This is a genomic window from Methylosinus trichosporium OB3b, from assembly GCF_002752655.1.
GTDB classification, from domain to species: domain Bacteria; phylum Pseudomonadota; class Alphaproteobacteria; order Rhizobiales; family Beijerinckiaceae; genus Methylosinus; species Methylosinus trichosporium.
On the sequence record NZ_CP023737.1, the window covers coordinates 2,213,254 to 2,232,500 of the forward strand.

Sequence of the window (19,247 nt, forward strand, 5' to 3'; positions counted from 1 at the left end):
AAGAGGTCTCGTCATGACCGCCATAGGCTCGGCGCAGATCCTGTTCGTGCTGGCGCTCGTCATCGCCGCCGCTGTTCCACTCGGCGCCTTCATCGCCCGCATGCTCGCGGGCGAGCGCAACTTTCTCTCGCCGATCCTGTCGCCGATCGAGCGAGGGTTCTACAGGCTCGCCGGCGTCGATCCGGCGCGCGAGCAGAGCTGGCTCGCCTATACGCTCGCCATGCTCGCCTTCAGCCTCGTCGGCTTTTTGTCGCTCTATGCGCTGCAGCGGTTGCAGAACATGCTCCCGCTCGATCCGCAGGGCTTCGACGGCGTCGCGCCCGATCTCGCCTTCAACTCGGCGATCAGCTTCGTCACCAACACCAATTGGCAGAATTACGCGGGCGAGACGACGATGAGTCATCTCGTCCAGATGCTCGGCCTCACGGTGCAGAATTTCCTCTCCGCCGCGACCGGCCTCGCCATGGCCTTCGTCGTCATTCGCGGATTCACCCGCGCGGAATCGGCGACCGTCGGCAATTTCTGGGTCGATCTCACGCGCGCGATTCTCTATCTGCTGCTGCCGCTCTCGTTCGTCCTCGCCATCGCGCTCGTCGCTCTCGGAACACCGCAGACCTTGCAGGGCTCCATCGACGCGACGACGCTGGAAGGGGCGAAGCAGACGATCGCCATCGGCCCGATCGCCAGCCAGGAGGCGATCAAGGAGCTCGGCACGAACGGCGGCGGATTCTTCAACGCCAATTCGTCGCATCCTTTCGAAAATCCCAACGCCGTCACCAATCTCCTCGAGATCTGGGCGCTGCTGGTCATTCCCTTCGCGCTCGTCTTCGCCTTCGGACGCTCCGCGGGCGACAAACGCCAGGGCCGCGCCATCGCGATCGCCATGCTCATCGTGCTCGTCGCCGGCGCCTTCGTCGCCTATTGGGCCGAGGCCGGCGGCAATCCCCTTCTCGCCGAGATCGGCGTCGATCCGTCGCCCGGCAATATGGAGGGCAAGGAAGTGCGCTTCGGCGTCGCGACCAGCGCGCTGTTCGCGGCGGCGACGACCGGCACCAGCACGGGCGCCGTCAATTCGATGCACGACTCCTTCCTGCCGCTCGGCGGCCTCGTTCCCTTGTTCAACATGCTGATGGGCTCGATCGCGCCGGGCGGCGTCGGCGCCGGGCTCTATGGCTTCCTGCTGCTCGCGGTGATCGCCGTCTTCGTCGCCGGCCTCATGGTCGGACGCACGCCGGAATATCTCGGCAAGAAGATCGAGACGCGCGAGATGAAGCTCGCCATGCTGGCCGTGCTGATCTATCCGCTCAGCGCGCTCGGCTTCTCGGCCGCCTCCGTCCTGCTGCCCGGCGCGCTCTCCTCATTGAGCAACGCCGGCCCGCACGGCCTGTCGGAAATCCTCTACGCTTACGCCTCGACCACCGACAACAATGGCTCGGCCTTCGCCGGCCTCTCCGGCAACACGCCCTGGTACAACACGACGCTCGGCGTCGCCATGATCCTCGGGCGCTTCGCTTTCGTCATTCCGGTACTGGCCATGGCCGGCTCATTCGCCGCCAAGAAGCGCGCCGCCGCGTCGAGCGGAACCTTTCCGACGCATGGGCCGCTGTTCGTCGGCCTGCTGCTCGGCGTGATCGTGATCCTCTATCTGCTGCAATATTTCCCGGCGCTCGCGCTCGGTCCCGTCGTCGAGCATCTGCTGCTCGCGGCCGGCAAGACCTTCTGAACGGAGCTTCGTCATGTCTGCGAAACCCGCCGCTCCCGCTCTCCTCGACCCCGCCATTCTACGACAAGCGACGATCGACTCGATCCGCAAGCTCGACCCGCGCCGGCTCGCGCGCAATCCCGTCATCTTCGTCACCGAGATCGTCTCGGCGCTGGTGACGATCCTGTTCCTGCGCGATCTCGTCGCGCGCAATGGCGACGCCCTGTTCTCCGGCCAGATCGCCGCCTGGCTGTGGTTCACCGTGCTGTTCGCCAATTTCGCCGAGGCGGTGGCCGAAGGGCGCGGCAAGGCGCAGGCCGACACGTTGCGACGCACGCGCAGCGATACCGAGGCCAAGCGTTGCAAGGGCGCCGCGGTCGAACGCGTCTCCGCGCTCGATCTTCGCATCGGCGATGTCGTTCTGGTCGAGGCCGGCGATCTCATTCCCGGCGACGGCGAGGTGATCGAAGGCGTCGCCTCGATCAATGAATCCGCCATCACCGGCGAGTCTGCGCCGGTCATTCGCGAGGCCGGCGGCGACCGCTCCGCCGTCACCGGCGGCACCAGCGTGCTCTCCGATTGGGTGAAGGTGAAGATCACCGCCGCGCCCGGCTCGACCTTCATCGACCGCATGATCGCGCTCGTCGAAGGCGCCGAGCGGCAGCGCACGCCCAATGAGCTGGCGCTGTCGATCCTGCTGTCGGGCCTCACCATCATCTTCCTCATCGTCTGCGTCGGCCTGTGGCCGCTCGCGCGCTATTCGGGAACCAATCTGTCGCTCACAATGCTGGCCGCCCTGCTCGTCTGCCTCATACCGACGACGATCGGCGGCCTGTTGTCGGCGATCGGCATCGCCGGCATGGACCGGCTGATCCGCTTCAATGTGATCGCCACATCGGGCCGCTCGGTGGAGGCGGCGGGCGATGTCGACACGCTGCTGCTCGACAAGACCGGGACCATTACTTTCGGAAATCGCATGGCCGATGAATTCATCGCGGTCGGCGGCGCGAGCGAGCATGAGCTCGCCGAGGCGACGCTGCTCGCGTCGCTCGCCGACGAGACGCCGGAAGGCCGCTCCATCGTCGCGCTGGCGCGCAGCCGCTATGATCTCGCCGCGCCGCAGCTGCCTGCGGAAGCGCGCGTGGTTCCGTTCACCGCGCATACGCGCATGTCCGGCGTCGATCTGCCGGGCCGCTCGCTGCGCAAGGGCGCCGTCGACGCCATTCTCGAGCAGAGCCTGAAGGATGCGCCGCTCGCGCCGGACGGCGGCGCCGGCGCCGACACGCTCGAGCGCGCAAAGCCCGGCAAGCTCCAGGCGCCGGAGGATTTCGCGCGCGCAGTGGAGCGCATCTCGCGCGCCGGCGGCACGCCGCTCGCCGTCAGCGAAAACGGTCGCCTGCTCGGCGTCGTTCATCTGAAGGACATCATCAAGCCGGACATCAAGGCGCGCTTTTCCGAGCTGCGCGCTATGGGCATCAAGACGGTGATGGTGACCGGCGACAATCCCGTCACCGCGGCGGCGATCGCGTCCGAGGCCGGCGTCGATGATTTTCTGGCGCAGGCGACGCCGGAGGACAAGCTCACTTACATCCGCCGCGAGCAGCAGGGCGGGCGTCTCATCGCCATGTGCGGCGACGGCACCAATGACGCGCCGGCGCTCGCGCAGGCCGATGTCGGCGTCGCCATGCAGACGGGCACGCAGGCGGCGCGCGAAGCCGGCAATATGGTCGATCTCGACAGCGATCCGACCAAACTCATCGAGATCGTCGCCATCGGCAAGCAGCTGTTGATGACGCGCGGCTCGCTCACCACCTTCTCGATCGCCAATGACGTCGCCAAATATTTCGCCATCATCCCGGCGCTGTTCGTCGTGACCTATCCGGAGCTCGAGGCGCTGAATGTGATGCGTCTCGGCTCGCCGCAATCGGCGATTCTCTCCGCCATCATCTTCAACGCGCTCATCATCGTCGCGCTCATTCCGCTGGCGCTGAACGGCGTCGCCTACAAGCCCGTCGGCGCCGCCGCTCTGCTGCGGCGAAACCTGCTGATCTACGGATTGGGCGGTGTCGTCATCCCCTTCATCGGCATCAAGCTCATCGACCTTCTCGTGTCGATGCTGCATCTCGCCTGAGGAGCCGCTCCATGCTCGCACAACTTCGTCCCGCAATCGTGATGATCGCGCTCTTCTCTCTCCTCACCGGCCTCGCCTATCCGCTGGCGATCACTGCGATCGCGCAGCTCGCCTTTAAAGACAACGCAAATGGAAGCTTGATCGAGCGCGATGGCGTCACCATCGGCTCGCGCCTGATCGGACAGAATTTCACATCGGCTCGCTATTTCCACGGCCGCCCCTCGGCGACCGTCGCGCCCGACCCGGAGGATTCGTCCAAGACGATCGACGCGCCTTACAACGCCGCCAATTCCGGCGGCTCCAATCTCGGGCCGACTTCGAAAAAGCTCGTCGATCGCGTCGACGCCGCGATCGAGGCGGAATTCGCGGCGGGGCGCATCGATGTGGTCGCGGCCGATGCGGCGACCGCATCAGCGTCCGGGCTCGATCCGCATATCTCGCCGCAATTCGCGCTGGCGCAGGCTCCCGCCGTGGCGGCGGCGCGCAAGCTGACGCCGGCGCGCGTGCAGGCGCTCGTCGAAGCGCGCATCGAGCAGCGCGTCGCCGGCGTCATCGGCGAGCCGCGCGTAAATGTGCTGGAGCTCAATCTGGCGCTGGACGAACTGCGTTAGGCGACAAGCCGCCGGGCATCCCGTCAGTCGACGAAAGGTCCCTCCCTTCTCCCGCTTTGCGGGAGAAGGTGGCCCGGCCGTAGGGCGTCCGTAAGGACGCCCGTCGCAAGCGACGGGCTGGGGCCGGGTCGGATGAGGGCCGCAGCCGATGAGCCGCTGGCCAGCCGGAGACGCCCTCATCCGATTCTCGCTGAAGCGAGGGTCTCCCAAGAGTGGGAGAAGGAGCGCGCGTCGAGAGCCGGCAAATGAATATTTATCTCGGAGGCTCGCTCTCGACGCGCAGTCAGGCCAGCAGATTCTTGCGCGTGATGGTCCAGGTTGCGAGCGCGTCGGGAACATCGCTCGCCTGCTCGGCGCAAAATTGCGCGAGCGGCGAGGCGTCGCCGACGAGGATCGAGGGAAGCGCCTCCTCGCGCGCCGGCAGGATGTGGCGCGGCAGGTTCGAGCCGATCACGAAAGCTTCGTCGAAGGGACGCAGCGCTCCGATCGCTTCGGCGACCGGCGCGCCGTCGAAGAACCACGCCACGCGGTCGGCGACGCCGAGACGGTCGAGCGTATCGGCGCCAGCCGCTTCATCGGCGACGACGACATGACGCCAACCCGCCACGGAGAGCTTGTCAAGAGCCGCGAGCGCGCCCTCCGCGAGCCGAGACTCGGGCCCGCGGAGCACGAGGGCGTCCAGCGCCCAGAACAGCAGCTTGCTCATCGAGACCCAGTGGATAGCGTCATTGCGGCCTTCCGAAGAGCGAGCCTGAAGGCTCGTGGTCCAAGACTCGTGGTCCAAGAGCGACGCTGGAGCGCGAGCCTTCAGGCTCGCTTCTCGAGATGCGCGACGAAACGATCCGAGGGATCGCCTCGCCTTCGGCTCGCGATGACGGCCGCGTCACTCGGCGGCGGGAGCGGCCTTGTCCTTGGTCTTGCCTTTGGCCTTGGTGTCGATGCGCTCGGCGATGCGGGCCGACTTGCCGCGGCGGTCGCGCAGATAATAGAGCTTGGCGCGTCGCACCTTGCCGCGGCGCACCACCTTGATCGAATCGACCAGCGGCGAATGGATCGGGAAGACGCGCTCGACGCCCTCGCCGTAGGAAATCTTGCGGACGGTGAAGCTCTCGTTGAGTCCGCCGCCCTGGCGCGCGATCACGACGCCCTCATAGGCCTGGACGCGGGTGCGGTCGCCTTCCTTGACCTTCACATTGACGACGACGGTGTCGCCGGGGCGAAACTCGGGGATGGTCTTGTTCGCGAGGAGGCGGGCGGATTGCTCGGCGTCGAGCTGCTCGATGATGGAGGGCATGAAAAACTCCTGCCGTTTCGCCTTCGCCGCATCGACGGCCAGGCGAGCGTTTCGGGACGCTGTTTTGATTTGGACGCGCCGCCATACACGAGGCGGAGCCGATTGTCGAGCGCATCGCCGAAAAGCCGGCCGAAACGCGCGTCAGTTCGAGCCGGACGAGATTATCGCCTCGACCGCGGGCGGCAGGGAGGGCTCGTCCTCGACGAGCCGGCCGGCGGCTCGGTCGTCGACCGGCCGCGCCGCGACCGGCGCCGCCTGCAGCCCGGTGACCGAGGCGAGCCAGTCCTTCCATTGCGCGTGATTGCCGTGGAAGGCGTTCTGGTCCACCGCTCCGGTGATGCCCGGCACGCTGCCGTCGGAGCGATATTGCCAGAAGGTCCATTTGCGGTCGCCGTAGCGCACCGTCGGATGATATTTGGTCGAGCGCACCCAGATCGGATATTCGGCGAGCGCGCCCGAGTGCAGGATCGCCTGATAGAAGTCGACCGAGCTGTAGATGATCGGTTTCTTGCCGTAATGGCGCTCCATATCCTCGAGCATGGCGCGCATGTCGCGCAGCACCTCCTCGCGATAGAGCGTGCGCTTGCAGCTGCGCGAGGTCGGCGTCGCCTCGACGTCCAGCACCGGCGGCAGCGCGTCGGGCTCGTTGGGCACGACGGATTTGAAGAAGCCGGTCTCCTCGTGCGGCGGACGGCACCAATAGACGAAATGATAGGCGCCGCGCGGAATCCCGGCGGCCTTGGCCGCCGCCCAATTGCGGTAGAATTTCGAGTCGAGCGCGTCGCCGCCCTCGGTCGCCTTGATGAAGGCGAAGGAGACGCCGGCGTTCTTCACCGCCTGCCAGTCGATCTCGCCCTGATATTTCGACACGTCGACGCCATGCACCGCATATTCGGCGCTGCGCGTCGCCGGATAGGCGTGCAGCTCCGACTCCGGCACCGCATAAGCGAGATAGCTCGGGTCCTTGCGCTTGTTGACGATCGGCGGCGAGCTGGTCGCGAAGCGCGGACGGTGGGTGGCGGTCGGGTCGAGCGCGCCGCCGCAGCCCGAGAGGGCGGTCGCGAGGAGGGCGGCGGCAGGCGCCGCCAGAATGAGGCGGTAGGAACGCATCGGGGAAGATTATACCCCGACCGGTAACGAAGCGTTAATGCGAAAATTTCGGGCTCGAGCGAATCGGGAGCGCCCGAGCTCCAGCGATCACCCCAGTCGGAACCACAAGGTGGCGATCCCGAGAAACGAGCCATAGCCGGTCACATCCGTCACCGTCGTCACGAAGGCGCTGGACGACACCGCCGGGTCGATGTTCAGCCGGTCGAACAGCATGGGCACGAGAATGCCGCCGAGCGCGCCGGCGGTCAGATTGGTGAGCATGGCCAGCGCCATCACTTGGCCGAGGCCGACATTCTCGAACCAATTGGCGGCGACGAGGCCGGTGATGAGCCCGAAGGCGGCGCCGTTCAGAGCGCCGGTGCCGAGCTCGCGGAAGATGATGCGCAGAGCGTTGGCGCGCGAGAGCTGGCGGGTCGCCAGCGCCCGCACGGTCACGGTCATGGTCTGCGTCGCCGAATTGCCGCCCTGGCTGGCGACGATCGGCGCCAGCACCGCCAGCGCCACCATCTGCTGGAGCTGGTTCTCGAAGGATTTGAGCACGCTCGCCGCGAGGAAGGCGGTGCCGAGATTGACGAACAGCCAGACGAAGCGGCTCCGCACGATCCACCAGAAGCTGTCGGTCAGCTCCTCGTGCGGATTGACGCCGCCGAGCGCCTTGATCTCCTCGGAGGCGGCCTCTTGAATCACATCGACGACGTCGTCGATGGTGATGACGCCGACGAGCCGCTCGGCCTCGTCGACCACCGGCACGGAGACGAGGTTATAGCGCTCGAACATGCGCGCCACCTCCTCGCCTTCCTCGTCGAAGCGCACGCGGCGGCGATCCGCCTGCATGATGTCCTCGACGAGCGTCTTCGGGTGAGCGCGCACCAGAGCGTCGAGAAACACCGTGCCGAGCAGGCGATAGCCGGGATCGACGACGAACACTTCGAAGAAATTGTCGGGCAGCACGTCGGGCTCGGTCGCGCGGAAGAAATCCAGCACCTCGCCCGCGGTCCAGAACGGCGGCACGGCGACCAGCGTCGTCTGCATCAGGCGCCCGGCCGTGCCCTCGGCGGCTTCCAGCGAGCGGCGCAGCACCACCCGCTCATGCGCCGGCAGCGCCTCCAGAACCTGCGCCTGCTCCTTGGGCTCGAGCATTTCGAGCAGAGCGACGGCGTCGTCGCTCTCGAGCTCGAGCATGGCCTCGGCCAAGGTCTCGACCGGCACCTCCTCGAGGATGTCCTCGCGCGTCGTCTCGCCGACCTCGGTCAGAGCGAGGAAGTCGAACTCCGCGCCCATCAGCTCGACGAGCTTCGGCCGCGCCTCATGGCCGAGCAGCTCGATCAGCGCGCCGAGATCGGCCTCGTGCAGCGGCGCCACCAGCGCCCGCACGGCGTCGGCGTCCTCCGCCGCGATCGCCGTCTCTACGGCTGCGACGAAGTCGGCGCGCGGCTCGCCGGTCTCCTCGTCGCGAAAACATCTCTCGAGGGGCGCCGATTTTTCATGGTCTTGCGACATATGGAGCCCCGATGCTGCGAAAATTCCTCCCCGGCGGAGCCGCCGGGGGCGAGGGGTGCATAACGCGCCGAGACGGGAAAGCAAACTGCCGATGTCGCTGAAAACTCGCCTCCTGCCGCTGTTCCTGGGCCTTTTCACCGCGACCGCGGCCGCGGCCGCGGCGCGCGATTGCGGGCCGCAGGCGCTCGGCGTCGCGCGCGAGATCGTCATCGACGGCGGCCAGAGGCTGGCGCTCGGCCTCGAGACCTATCCGCGCACGCTCGCGCTCGCCGATCATGAGGTCGTGCTCACTTTCGACGACGGGCCAGTGGCCGGGCCGACCGATCAGGTTCTGGACGCTCTGAAAGCCGAATGCGCGCGCGCGACCTTTTTCCTGATCGGCCGCCATGCCGCGGAAGCGCCGGCGCTGGTGCGGCGCATCATCGCTGACGGCCACAACGCCGGATATCATTCCTACAGCCATCCGGCGCGGACGCTGCGGCTGATGAGCGACGAGTCGGCGCGTGTGGATATCGACAAGGGCATAGCGGCGGTGGACGCGGCCGGCTTCGGCGCAGCGGGACCAGCGCCGCGCACGCCCTTCTTCCGCTTCCCCGGCTTCGCCGACACGCCCGAGCTGGTGAGCTGGCTCGAGGATCGCTCCATCGCCGTGTTCGGCGCCGATCTCTGGGCCTCCGACTGGCAGGAGATGACCCCGCAAGCCGAGCTGGCGCTGGTCATGTCGCGGCTCGAGGCGGCGCGCAAGGGAATCGTTCTGTTTCACGATCCGCGCGGCTCGACCGCGCGCATGATGCCGCAATTCCTACGCGCGCTGAAGGAGCGCGGCTTCAGGCTCGTCCATCTCGTCCCCGGCCGGGGGCCGACGCCGATCGAGGAAGCGAAGCCCGGCTGGAGATCGGCGACGGAGGCGATCATCGCCAAGACGCTCGGGCCGAAGGGACAAAGGCGCGAGCCGCAGGAGGGCCGCGGCGTGAAGACCAACGACGCATCGCCGCGCTGAGGCGATGCGTTCGAGCGAATTCTGATCGATCGAACGATATTCCGTTCGATCGGAAAGCGCTTGTTGTCACGCCTCGTCCGATTGCCACAAAATCCTATTGTCCATAGATTGCGCTCATGTCGGGATCGAGGGCGAAGCGATCCGATGGCTCCTCTGTGTTTTTCTTGCTTTTGAATGCGATCTCGAGCGTTCGTCCGACTTGATTCAGTCCATACCAAAATCGCGTATCCACCCTGATCTGCATGCTCTTGCAGGGAGAGACATCGTCGTACTGATGCGTTGTATTGTTGGACGGCATAGAGAATTTCTTGCCTTCAAAATTCGTCTCAGACCAAAACGTGATCGTGTAGGGCGTCGTAACCCTCAATAATTTTATACTGCGCCGTGCTATTCCCCGGATATCATCAATTCTTTCTCCTGGCCACTGCCAGTCCGATAGTGGTGGAGTCACGCCAATTCCGTAGTCTGCACTGTAAATATCCGCATAATCACCGACACCGAACATGGCCGTGCACGTATCAAAATATATCCAAACGAATCCATATTGCGTTAAGAAGCTCATTTTGTTATCGTAACCATTACTTGGTCTCTTGAGAAGATTGAAATGCATCTTGCTATTGTCCTCCTTATGTATAACGAAATTGTACTCGTTTATAAAAGAGCTGTGGTTTCCAATCGTATATTTTATGCGCCACAAACTCATCGGAATGCTAGAAATATGCGAGAATAATTTATTGAATTCAGCTCTTATATTCATGAATCGAGCGTATCGTGCATAATACATCGTTTGTAGATGAGCCAGCCAGCCATGATGGTGATTATATATTTTCTCCATATTCTTAGACCAGCCTGTGTAAATGGCGTGCTCCAGAACCTTTAGGTCTTTTTTGAATATTTTGTGATAGAATTTGTCTTCTATATTATATCTGACTTCAAATACCCACCATCGATAATCAACAAATTTAAAATCATTTCTTGCGATCGTCTTTATATAAGTCGAATCTGGCGCGTCATGAAGTATTGTTTCGTATTGCTTCAGAATCGATCCTAGCTCTGAGATGTGGCCCATAATGATTTCATTTGTCTTCTTTTTATGAATCTCGTATTGGGTGGCGAGATCGGTTTCCGATGATTTTTTTCCGCTCACAAGCCATTGTTCATACGTAAAATGAAGATCATCAGCGAGAATCATATCTGAAACGACCTTGAAGTACAGCATGACAGAGTCTTCGACAATCGGCAGCCGGCCACATTCAAAAATCCAGCCTGTCTGGCTTGTACCAGCCACCCGACCCCAAAGGTTTTTACATTCTGTATAGGGGGCGCGCCATTGGTCATACTGCATCATAGTCTTTTGTTTGTTGGGCTTGGTGCGTTCGAGCTCCAATGACTCGACATGCGACGTGTAGGCGTTGAAGGCATCGCAATAGGCGTCGGAAAGACGGATGCCCGCCCAAATATCGTTGTTGTAGCCGATAGCCTCATCGATCAGCTTCTGTACGTCTTCGATCGTGAGCGGTTTGGGCTTGGGAAAGATGAAGCCGAAGACCAGATCGACCAGCGGGCCGAGACATGCCACGCCGGAGGACAAAAGCGCCATCTTCGCTGCACCCTTGAAAAAATCCTTGAACTGCTCCGCTGCGAACTCTTTTGCCAGCTCTTGAACGAGCTGCGAAGAAAACGCGGTCAAAGTTTCCTTGCCGAGGTCGCCAGCCGCCCCACGCTCGCGGGACTCCTGGTATGCGGACGCGACGCTTTCGGCGGCGATCCTGCGCCGTCGCGCCGCTGCGACCTGGTCCACGTCGAGACCAAGCTGCTGGAGCGGGCCGCGTGCGAGCGTCGGCGTCAGGAACACGGCGAGATCGTCCGGCGTCAGCCCATCGAACGGATACGGATATTCTGGCGGCGCGATCCTGACCGCGAGATTACTTTCTCCGACAGCGCCGCCATCGTCTCGCACAGGAGCCGTCCGGCGCAGCGGTGCGAGCGCGAGCGGAACGCGCGGCGCAAATTCACGGGCAGTCTCTCTGATTTCGCCAACCGTGGAGATGTCGATGGGACGTCCGCTCGCCGGATCTGCGCGAAGCGCATGCGAAAGCGCGCCACCTTCGAGTGTCGCGTCGAGCAGATCTCCCAGCTCGCACAGATCGGAATCGGAGATATGCTCCCAAGCCAACGACTCGCGAAGAAGGTCGCGGACCGCGATGGCGGATTGCATCGCTCCCTCGCCGTCATAAAGGATGGACGGCGTCAGAGCCGCGCCGCGCTTGCGATCGTAAATCTCAATTCTCTCATGTTCGGGTCCCGCGGTGCGAACGCGGATATCGAGCATCCTGTCGATGTAAGCGGAACGGGCGGCTCCGACGAGCGCCGCCCGAAGCGCGACATAGGCGCTCGCCAGAAACTCCTTGTCCGGCGCGGCCAGGGCGCCATGATCGGAGCCTGAATAGAGGTTTAGAACCAGATCGAGCGTCGCGCCGACCGGACCGGCGGCCGCAGCGCCTCCCCACGTCGCAATCTCCAGAATCATCGCCTCGATGCACGCCCTGGCGTGAGTTCGGCGTTCCACCAGAAGCGCGGAACGGCCCGAGGCTGCGGACATCAGTGTTTGGGCCACCTCATCCGCCGCCGAAACCGCGGATCGCGCATTCGCCAGCAATTCACGAAAGCGAGAAGCGAGCTCTTCCTTCGGCGCATCGAAAATGTCGAGCCTGCGCCGCATCAGAGCAAGAGCGCCGCTGAGCTTGGCGGCGTCATCGCCGCTTTCACGCTCGAGCATCATCGCAACGCGGGACGATCTCGCCGCAGCGCCTAGCGCCGGGCGGTAATCCCGATAAAAATCCCACTGTCCGTCGTTCGCGGCCGAGCTGGGCGGAGCAACATCCAAATTACTGTTTTGCATGGCGCAAACCTACGAGTTAGTCAGCAGCGATGGTGTTGTTCGCACCCGCTCTTCAATCACTACTCTAAACTTGTATCAGCAGAATCACACAATCTCAAGTAGCATCATCGGCGCATACATTGAAGGACTCGCAAAGGGCCTTCACAGGTGTCAGCTCGCGATTCGGAACTCAGCGCCCGGTGTTCAGCACGCTGAGCCCGCGGAAGCGCGCGGCCGGCGCGCCATGGGAGACCGGCGCGAGCTGCATGGGCTCGGCCTTGCCGCAGGTGAAGGTGCCGCAGAGCCGATAGGTCGAGGCGTCGCCGAGCCCGTCGAGCGAGTTCCAGAACGGAATGGTGCGCCCCTGATAGGCGGCGTCGCGCACCATCTCGCCGAGGCGGCCGTCTCTGATCTCGTAGAACAATTGACCGCCGAATTGGAAATTGTCGCGCTGCTGGTCGATGCTCCAGCTGCCCGCGCCGACGACATAGATTCCTCTCTCGACGCCGCCGATCAGCTCCTCGAGCGAGCAAGGCGAGGAATTTGGCGCCAGCGAGATATTGGGCATGCGCTGGATCGGAAAAGCGGTCGGATCGTCGGCATAGGCGCAGCCATTGGAGCGCTCCGCGCCGATGAGATGCGCCTGGCCGAGCGCCATCTGGAAATTGCGCAGCACGCCCTTGGAGACGATCTCGAATTCGGCCCGCTCGCGCGGCGCGCCGTCGTCGTCGTAAGCGACGCCGGCGAGCCCGCCATCCTGCGAGCGGTCGGCGCGGATCGTCATCAGTTCGCTGCCGAAGCGCAGATCATTCAGCATATGCGGCTTGACGAAGGAGGTGCCGGCGAAATTCGCCTCCCAGCCGAGCACGCGGTCGAGCTCGGTCGAATGGCCGACCGTCTCATGAATCGTCAGCCAGAGATTGGTGGGATCGATCACCACATCCATCACGCCGGCCTCGACCGGCCTCGCCTCCAGCTTCTCGCGCGCCTCTCGCGCGGCGAGCTTCGCCTCGCTGACGAGATCGCAGGAGAGCGCATAATCCCATCCCGCCGCGCGCGCCGGCGCGAGGCTCTCGCGCGTCGCGAAACGGCCGGAGCCGCTTTTGTCGACGACGGTCGCGAGAAAGGAGGGCTGCGTGCGCGTGCGCGACTGAAAAATACGGCTGCCGCGGCTGTCGGCGAAGAAGCGGTCCTCACGCGCGAAGGCGAGCGAGGCGTGGCAATAATCGGCGCCGGCCTCCTGCGCCGCGGCGTTCACCGCGAGCAGCAGATCGACCTTGTCGCGCGCCTCGACGGCGAATGGATCGACGCCCATCGGCATGATCCATTCCGCCTGCTGCGGCGCCGTCTCCTCGACGAACACGGGGAGCGTGCGGATCGGCGCGACGGCGCGGGCCTGGGCGACGGCGCGCCGCGCGGCCTCGGCGAGGGTCGCGGCGTCGAGCGCGCGCGCCCCGTAAAAGCCCCAGCAGCCGTCGACGAGCACGCGCAGCCCGAAGCCGGGCGCGACGCTCTCGGAAAAATCATCGAGCCGCGCCTCTCTGGCGCTGATCGACTGCCGCCGCGTCGCGCCGAGCCTGATGTCGGCATAATTCGCGCCGGCCGCGCGGGCGGCGGCCAGCGCCGTCTCGGCGAGATCGGCGAGACCGGCTCGATCGAGGCGGAAATCCCATTCCGCCTCCGGCTCCTGTGGGAAGGGGCGCGGCGTCATCTCGAAGCTCCTCCGGCTGCGGCCGCGCGAGATTAGCGCCGAAGGGGGCTCGGGGAAAAGGTTTCTCTTATTTCCACCGCGTCACGACGGCTTCCGTTGGCTCACATGCTCGCTCTCGAAACCACTCGAGCGCGGCCCGCGCCGCCGCGCTCGAGACGTCAATTCCGCTCAGCGGCCATGCGAAAGCATGGTGAAGCCTTGGCGCGTGAAGAATTGCGCGGCCGCCGGGCTCTCCAGAAAGGCGAGGAGATCGGCGGCGGATTTGCTCGTCGACGCTGCGGTCAGAGCGATCGGATAGACGATCGGCGGATGCGAGCCGGCCGGGAAAACTCCGACAACGGCGACCTTGGGATCGGAATTGGCGTCGGTCTGATAGACGACGCCGAGCGGCGCCTCCTCGCGCGCGACGAAGGTCAGCGCGGCGCGCACATTCTCGGTGATGGCGAGGCGCGGCTCCAGCGCCTCCCATATGCCGAGGCTGGTGAACGCCGCCTTGGCGTATTTGCCGGCCGGCACCGAGGCCGGATCGCCGACGGCCATGCGGCCGCTGGCGCCGAGGGCGGCCAGCACCGCGCCTTTCTCGAGCGCGATCTTCTTGCCGCCTGCGGATTTCGGCGCGACGAGGACGAGGCTGTTGCCGAGCCAATTCGTCAGCGTGCCCGCCTTCAGCAGGCCGCGCGTGGAGAGATAGTCGGCCGAGGCCGTGTCGGCGGAGACGAAAATATCGGCCGGCGCGCCCGCCTCGATCTGCTTGGCCAGCGGCATGGACGCCGCATAGCTGATCGACACCTCGGTCCCGGTCTTTTTCTTGAAGGCGGCGGCGGCTTCGTCGAGCGCGTTCTTGAGGCTGGCGGCGGCGAAGACGGTGACGGTCTTGGCGTCGGTCGCCTTGTCGGCGGCGGGGGCTTCGGCGCGGGCCGGGAGATGGAAGAGCAATGCGGCGACAAGCGCCAGGCTGGCGATTTTTTCCATGAGATGTCCTCGAGAACATGCCGCGACACGGCCTTGGAGCAATTATGCATAATTTCTGATCGTGTGGAATAAATCACATAATTTCGCATCTGCGACAAAAAGGGAGCGTCTCCCTTCGCCCGCTCGCGGGAGACGGCGGCGTCGGCGCCTCGCGATTTGCGATTTCCTCTGCTATTACAATGGGAACCCTCATCAGACCCCGATTCGCAGGGCCAATTCTCCGGCCCTGCGGGAAAGAAACGCCCATTCTTCCGCATTGCCGGTTTCGCTCTGCTCTGCTAATTTTACGGGCCTTCGGAAAAAATGCACAATGTCTGATTTTCTGACCACACGCGAGCTCGCCGCTCTGCTGCGCGTCAAGGAGCGCAAGGTCTATGATCTCGCGGCCGAGGGCGCTCTGCCGGTGCGTCGCGTCACCGGCAAGTTGCTGTTTCCGCGCGGCGAGATCGAGGACTGGCTGGCGGCCAAGGGTCGCGGCGCCGCGCGCGGGGAGCGCCCGCTCATCGTCGCGGGCGGCCATGATCCGCTGCTCGAATGGGCGCTGCGCGAGTCCCGCTCCGGCATCGCCGCCTTTCTCGACGGCGCGCTCGACGGCCTCGAGCGCGCCGCGACGAGCGGGTGCATCGCCGCGGGCCTGCATATTCCCGAGCCCGGCGAGGACGGCTGGAACGTCGCCGCCGTTTCCGAGCGCCTGGCCGGCGAGCCCGTAGTGCTGATCGAATGGGCCAAGCGCACGCGCGGCCTCATGGTGCGCAAGGAGCTCGGACGGCGCGTCGAGCGGCTCGCAGACGCCCGCGGCCTGCGCTTCCAGTCGCGGCAGCCCGAGGCCGGCAGCGAGCTGGTGTTGTCGGCGCTGCTGCATCGCGAGGGCATGAGCGGCGAGGATTTGCAGCGCATCCCCGCGGTCGAGCGCTCGGAGACCGATCTTGCCGCCGCCGTCGCCGCCGGACGCGCCGATGTCGGCTTCGGCCTCGAGGCGAGCGCCCGCCAATTCGGCCTCGAATTTGCGCCGGTCGTCGTCGAGCGCTTCGATCTCGTCGTCTGGCGCAAGGCCTATTTCGATCCGCCATTCCAGAAGCTCGCGCGCTTTTGCGCGGGCGCGGCGTTTCGCGAGCGCGCCGAAACGCTCGGCGGCTATGACGTCTCGCAATTCGGCGCCGTGCATTTCAACGCCGAGTGACGCGATCGGCGCCGTCACCTCGAGGAGAAGAAGATGTTCGAGTTTCCCGAAGTCCCCGACGACGCCGAGCGCGCGGCCGTCGAAGCCGCCATCACGACCTGCGTGCGCCGCTTCTACGACAAGGGCCTCGCCGATCCGCTGATCGGACCGATATTCTCCGCCATTCCCGATCTCGACGGCCATCTCGCCATCATCGCCAATTTCTGGTCGAAATCGCTGCTGCGCACCGAGCGCTACGAAGGCCATCCCTTCGCGGTCCATATCAATCTGCCGATCGAGCCGCAGCATTTCACGCGCTGGCTGGAGCTGTTCGTCGAGACTGCGCGCGAGACGCTGCCGGCGACTCAGGCCGAGCAGGCGGCAGCCAAGGCGACGCATATGGCGCAATGCTTCCAGGGCGGGCTCTTTCCCTTCACCGACGCCGACGGCCGTCCATCGCGCCATCCAGCGTGAGCTGAGCCGTCTGGACCCGCGACGGCGCATCGGCTGTTCCAACTCGCCTTGTTCATTGCGCGCCGCCGGTTATATTCCGCGGAGCAGCACGGCTTTCGCCGCAATGCACAAGACGACAGGAAACCGCCTATGCTTCTGAACTCCGATGAAGAAGTGGGATTGGGCGCCGCATTCCGCCGCCAGCGGCGCGTGCTGCTCGCGCTGATGCTCCGCAACATGCGCACTCGCTTCTTCGGCAGCGGCCTCGGCTTTCTACTGGCGATCGCCTGGCCCATGACGCACATCACCGCCTTCGTCGCGGTCTCGGTTTTTCGCGGCCGCCAGGCGCCCATCGGCGAAAGCGCCGCGCTGTTCTACGCCACCGGCGCGGCGACCTTCCAGGCTTTCAGCTATCTCGCCAATTTTACGATGCGCTCGATAAGTTCGTCGCGGCCGCTGCTCGGCTTTCCTTCTGTCAAACTGCTCGACGCCATGTTCGCCGCCTCGCTGCTCGAGATTCTCTCCTGCTGCACGGTGACGCTGATTGTCCTCGTCATTGGCGCATCCCTCGGCATCGACGTCATGCCCCGCAATATAGAGGAGGCCTTCTGCGCCTATGGCTCGGCGATTCTGCTCGGCATCGGAATCGGAATGCTCAACTCCATTATGGTGATGGTGGTGCCGATGTGGATGGTGATTTTCGGCCTCGCCCGCATCACCCTCTACGTCAGCTCGGGCGTGCTCTTTTTGCCCGACAAGCTGCCCGAGCCGCTGCGCAGCCTGATGGGCTATAATCCGCTCGCGCAATCGCTCGAATGGATGCGCTCGGCCTATTATGAAGGCATCGGCGTTGGATTTCTCGACAAGCCCTATGTGCTGAAATTCGGCGTCGGGGCGATCTTCCTCGGCCTCGTGTGCGAGCGCTTCATGCGCGGCTATCTGTTGCGCTGATCGCCCGAACGCCGCGCGGCGGTCAATCGATCGCCGCCTCGATCGCCCGCGCCAGCGCGCCGAGCCGCTGCTCGATCAGCGCGGGCGTCTCGCAGACATAAGCGAGCGCGTTGCGGCGCTCGTCGAACACGCGCAAATCCCATTGCAGCGATTCGCTCGCTCGGCTCACCTTCTGCGCATCCTGCGGCGTCTTGTCCTGCTCGGCGCGCAGCGCTTCGCTCTCATCGCGCAGCTTTTCGGCGAGCTGCCGTTGCTTCGCGCCATAGCGCTCGAGCCCGTCGATCACCTCGCGGCGCTCCGCCTCGAGCCGCTCATAGACGCCGGCGAACAGGGCCGTCAGCCGCTCCTTGCGCTTGTCGCCCGCCGCGGCCGCGAATGTCTCGACGACCTTCTGCGCCTCCTCGACGGGCGTGCGCCGCGCGCTGATCCGCGCCGCGAGCTCGCCGAGCGCTAAATCCTCCCGCAGCCGCTGCTTCGCCGCATCGTCGATGGCGGGGCCGGTCCATACTCCAGCGACGGCGACGCTCGGCACCTTCACCTGCCGGCAGGGCCAGTCGCCGCTCGGCCGAGGTTGCGCCACGCTCGGAGCCGCGAGGCCGAGCAGCGCGCTGGCCGCGACGATGATGATCGGTTTCATGGGGGACCCGTCTCTCGCGGCTCGCTGCGGCGAGCCGAGCCGTCGAATAGAACCAAGCCGCGCCGCTGGCAACGCGCCGATCTCGCCCGGTCAGAAGGAGCGGCGGCCGCGGCCCTCGCGCTCGAGACAGCGCTTGAACGCGGGAAGATGGCGGCTGCGCGAGGCCGCCTGCAGGCGCTCCATCACCAGCCTGGCCTGCGGGTCGGTCACGCGATCGAGCAGGCGCTCATATAATGCGTCATTATCGATCTCGGCCCGCACCGCGTCGGCGCAGGCGTTGGCGATCGACAGCGGCGCGTCGACGCGACCGTCCCAACGATCCTTCGGCGGGGTTGCGCCAAGGCGCCGAAACTGCGCGAGAAGCGCGGCCACATGCCGCTCTTCGGCTTCGACGATATTCGCGAATGGGGGCGTCGGCCCGAAGCGTTCGATGACCTTGCGATAAGTCGCGCGCGCCTTGAACGCGTCGTCCAGGGCGTCCGCCAGGGCTTCGATCGTTTGTGTGTCGGTCACGGAAATCCTCCCCGATATCTCTTTCGAGAGATGGGAACGCTCCGTCCTTCCGCGCAGGAGCCGCCACGCGGCTCGAAACATCGCGGACGCGGCGAAGCGACGCGGGCCCCGCCGATCGCCGTCTCGCGGGCTCGCTTAGGCTTCCTGAGCCTTGACCTTCAGCACCTGACGGCCGCGATACATGCCGGTCTTCAGGTCGATATGGTGCGGACGGCGCAGCTCGCCCGAATCCTTGTCCTCGACATAGGTCGGCGCCTTGACGGCGTCGGCGGAGCGGCGGAAACCGCGCTTCATCGGCGAGGTTTTTCTCTTCGGAACGGCCATAGTGTCTCGATCTCCAGCTCCCCGCGCGGCGGCGGGGCGAAACTCGGTTGGGGGCGCATACACGAAATCGACGCGGCTGGCTAGAGCGCGCTCCGATCCGATCGAGTCGATCAGGCGCAGGACGACAGCCCATTGCCCCCGTCCCGACCCAATGTGCGGCCGTAGAGGAATTGTCAACCTGGATTCGATGCCCCGGGCTCGGACACAGAGCTCCGAGTCCAGGTCAGCAATTCCCCTACAGCCGCGTCATGACCGCGCTTGTCGCGGGCGCCGAGCCGAGACATTGCGACATACGAGG

At 64.9% G+C, this 19,247-nt stretch carries 17 protein-coding genes; 7 read left to right on the top strand and 10 right to left on the bottom strand.

The window, feature by feature from the left end; all coding sequences use genetic code 11:
* Positions 1 to 13 precede the first annotated feature (13 nt).
* Genes kdpA through kdpC form a run of 3 tightly spaced genes read left to right on the top strand, consistent with a single transcriptional unit; the run spans position 14 to position 4,444 of the window.
* Positions 14 to 1,723 carry a potassium-transporting ATPase subunit KdpA gene (gene kdpA, locus CQW49_RS10650; protein ID WP_003609977.1) on the top strand — a complete coding sequence of 570 codons (1,710 nt, stop codon included), beginning with the start codon at positions 14 to 16 and terminating at the stop codon, positions 1,721 to 1,723.
* A gap of 13 nt (positions 1,724 to 1,736) precedes the next feature.
* A complete protein-coding gene (gene kdpB, locus CQW49_RS10655; protein ID WP_003609975.1) occupies positions 1,737 to 3,833 on the top strand; it encodes a potassium-transporting ATPase subunit KdpB in 2,097 nt (698 codons plus the stop codon).
* Between the two features lie 11 nt (positions 3,834 to 3,844).
* The gene (gene kdpC, locus CQW49_RS10660; protein ID WP_003609973.1) at positions 3,845 to 4,444 is read left to right on the top strand and encodes a potassium-transporting ATPase subunit KdpC; all 600 of its coding nucleotides are present in this window, start codon (positions 3,845 to 3,847) and stop codon (positions 4,442 to 4,444) included.
* 283 nt (positions 4,445 to 4,727) lie between these two features.
* Here the strand turns inward: kdpC and CQW49_RS10665 are convergent, their stop codons facing one another.
* From CQW49_RS10665 to mgtE, 4 genes are all read right to left on the bottom strand, one after another.
* The gene (locus CQW49_RS10665) at positions 4,728 to 5,150 is read right to left on the bottom strand and encodes a hypothetical protein (protein WP_003609970.1); all 423 of its coding nucleotides are present in this window, start codon (positions 5,148 to 5,150) and stop codon (positions 4,728 to 4,730) included.
* A gap of 177 nt (positions 5,151 to 5,327) precedes the next feature.
* Positions 5,328 to 5,738 (bottom strand): 50S ribosomal protein L19, encoded by a 411-nt coding sequence (rplS, locus tag CQW49_RS10670; RefSeq protein ID WP_003609968.1) that lies wholly within the window; start codon positions 5,736 to 5,738, stop codon positions 5,328 to 5,330.
* A 141-nt stretch (positions 5,739 to 5,879) separates the two neighbouring features.
* Positions 5,880 to 6,848: a glycoside hydrolase family 25 protein gene (locus CQW49_RS10675; protein ID WP_003609966.1), complete on the bottom strand. Its 969-nt coding sequence runs from the start codon at positions 6,846 to 6,848 to the stop codon at positions 5,880 to 5,882.
* Positions 6,849 to 6,935: 87 nt separating this feature from the next.
* Positions 6,936 to 8,348, bottom strand: coding sequence for a magnesium transporter (gene mgtE / locus CQW49_RS10680; RefSeq protein ID WP_003609964.1), 1,413 nt, complete (start codon positions 8,346 to 8,348; stop codon positions 6,936 to 6,938).
* A gap of 91 nt (positions 8,349 to 8,439) precedes the next feature.
* On the opposite strand from mgtE, the gene CQW49_RS10685 reads away from it, so the two are divergent.
* On the top strand, positions 8,440 to 9,348 hold the full coding sequence (locus CQW49_RS10685) for a polysaccharide deacetylase family protein (RefSeq protein WP_003609962.1): 909 nt from the start codon (positions 8,440 to 8,442) through the stop codon (positions 9,346 to 9,348).
* Between the two features lie 94 nt (positions 9,349 to 9,442).
* On the opposite strand, the gene CQW49_RS10690 is transcribed toward CQW49_RS10685, so the two are convergent.
* From CQW49_RS10690 to modA, 3 genes are all read right to left on the bottom strand, one after another.
* A complete protein-coding gene (locus CQW49_RS10690; protein ID WP_003609961.1) occupies positions 9,443 to 12,250 on the bottom strand; it encodes a hypothetical protein in 2,808 nt (935 codons plus the stop codon).
* A gap of 169 nt (positions 12,251 to 12,419) precedes the next feature.
* A complete protein-coding gene (locus tag CQW49_RS10695) occupies positions 12,420 to 13,940 on the bottom strand; it encodes a TldD/PmbA family protein (protein WP_003609959.1) in 1,521 nt (506 codons plus the stop codon).
* Positions 13,941 to 14,108: 168 nt separating this feature from the next.
* Positions 14,109 to 14,912: a molybdate ABC transporter substrate-binding protein gene (gene modA / locus CQW49_RS10700; RefSeq protein ID WP_003609957.1), complete on the bottom strand. Its 804-nt coding sequence runs from the start codon at positions 14,910 to 14,912 to the stop codon at positions 14,109 to 14,111.
* Between the two features lie 310 nt (positions 14,913 to 15,222).
* On the opposite strand from modA, the gene CQW49_RS10705 reads away from it, so the two are divergent.
* The 3 genes from CQW49_RS10705 to CQW49_RS10715 all read left to right on the top strand — a co-directional run bounded on the left by CQW49_RS10705 (position 15,223) and on the right by CQW49_RS10715 (position 17,475).
* Complete coding sequence (locus tag CQW49_RS10705) at positions 15,223 to 16,092, top strand: helix-turn-helix transcriptional regulator (protein ID WP_003609956.1); 870 nt, start codon at positions 15,223 to 15,225, stop codon at positions 16,090 to 16,092.
* 33 nt (positions 16,093 to 16,125) lie between these two features.
* Positions 16,126 to 16,545 carry a group III truncated hemoglobin gene (locus CQW49_RS10710; RefSeq protein WP_003609954.1) on the top strand — a complete coding sequence of 140 codons (420 nt, stop codon included), beginning with the start codon at positions 16,126 to 16,128 and terminating at the stop codon, positions 16,543 to 16,545.
* Between the two features lie 129 nt (positions 16,546 to 16,674).
* Positions 16,675 to 17,475, top strand: a complete 801-nt coding sequence (locus CQW49_RS10715; protein WP_003609952.1) for an ABC transporter permease — start codon at positions 16,675 to 16,677, stop codon at positions 17,473 to 17,475.
* Between the two features lie 22 nt (positions 17,476 to 17,497).
* Here CQW49_RS10715 and CQW49_RS10720 read toward each other — a convergent pair whose 3' ends face one another.
* The 3 genes from CQW49_RS10720 to rpmF all read right to left on the bottom strand — a co-directional run bounded on the left by CQW49_RS10720 (position 17,498) and on the right by rpmF (position 18,949).
* Positions 17,498 to 18,112 carry a hypothetical protein gene (locus CQW49_RS10720; RefSeq protein ID WP_003609951.1) on the bottom strand — a complete coding sequence of 205 codons (615 nt, stop codon included), beginning with the start codon at positions 18,110 to 18,112 and terminating at the stop codon, positions 17,498 to 17,500.
* 90 nt (positions 18,113 to 18,202) lie between these two features.
* A complete protein-coding gene (locus CQW49_RS10725) occupies positions 18,203 to 18,625 on the bottom strand; it encodes a ferritin-like domain-containing protein (protein WP_003609949.1) in 423 nt (140 codons plus the stop codon).
* 135 nt (positions 18,626 to 18,760) lie between these two features.
* Positions 18,761 to 18,949, bottom strand: coding sequence for a 50S ribosomal protein L32 (rpmF, locus tag CQW49_RS10730; protein ID WP_003609948.1), 189 nt, complete (start codon positions 18,947 to 18,949; stop codon positions 18,761 to 18,763).
* Positions 18,950 to 19,247: the final 298 nt, after the last annotated feature.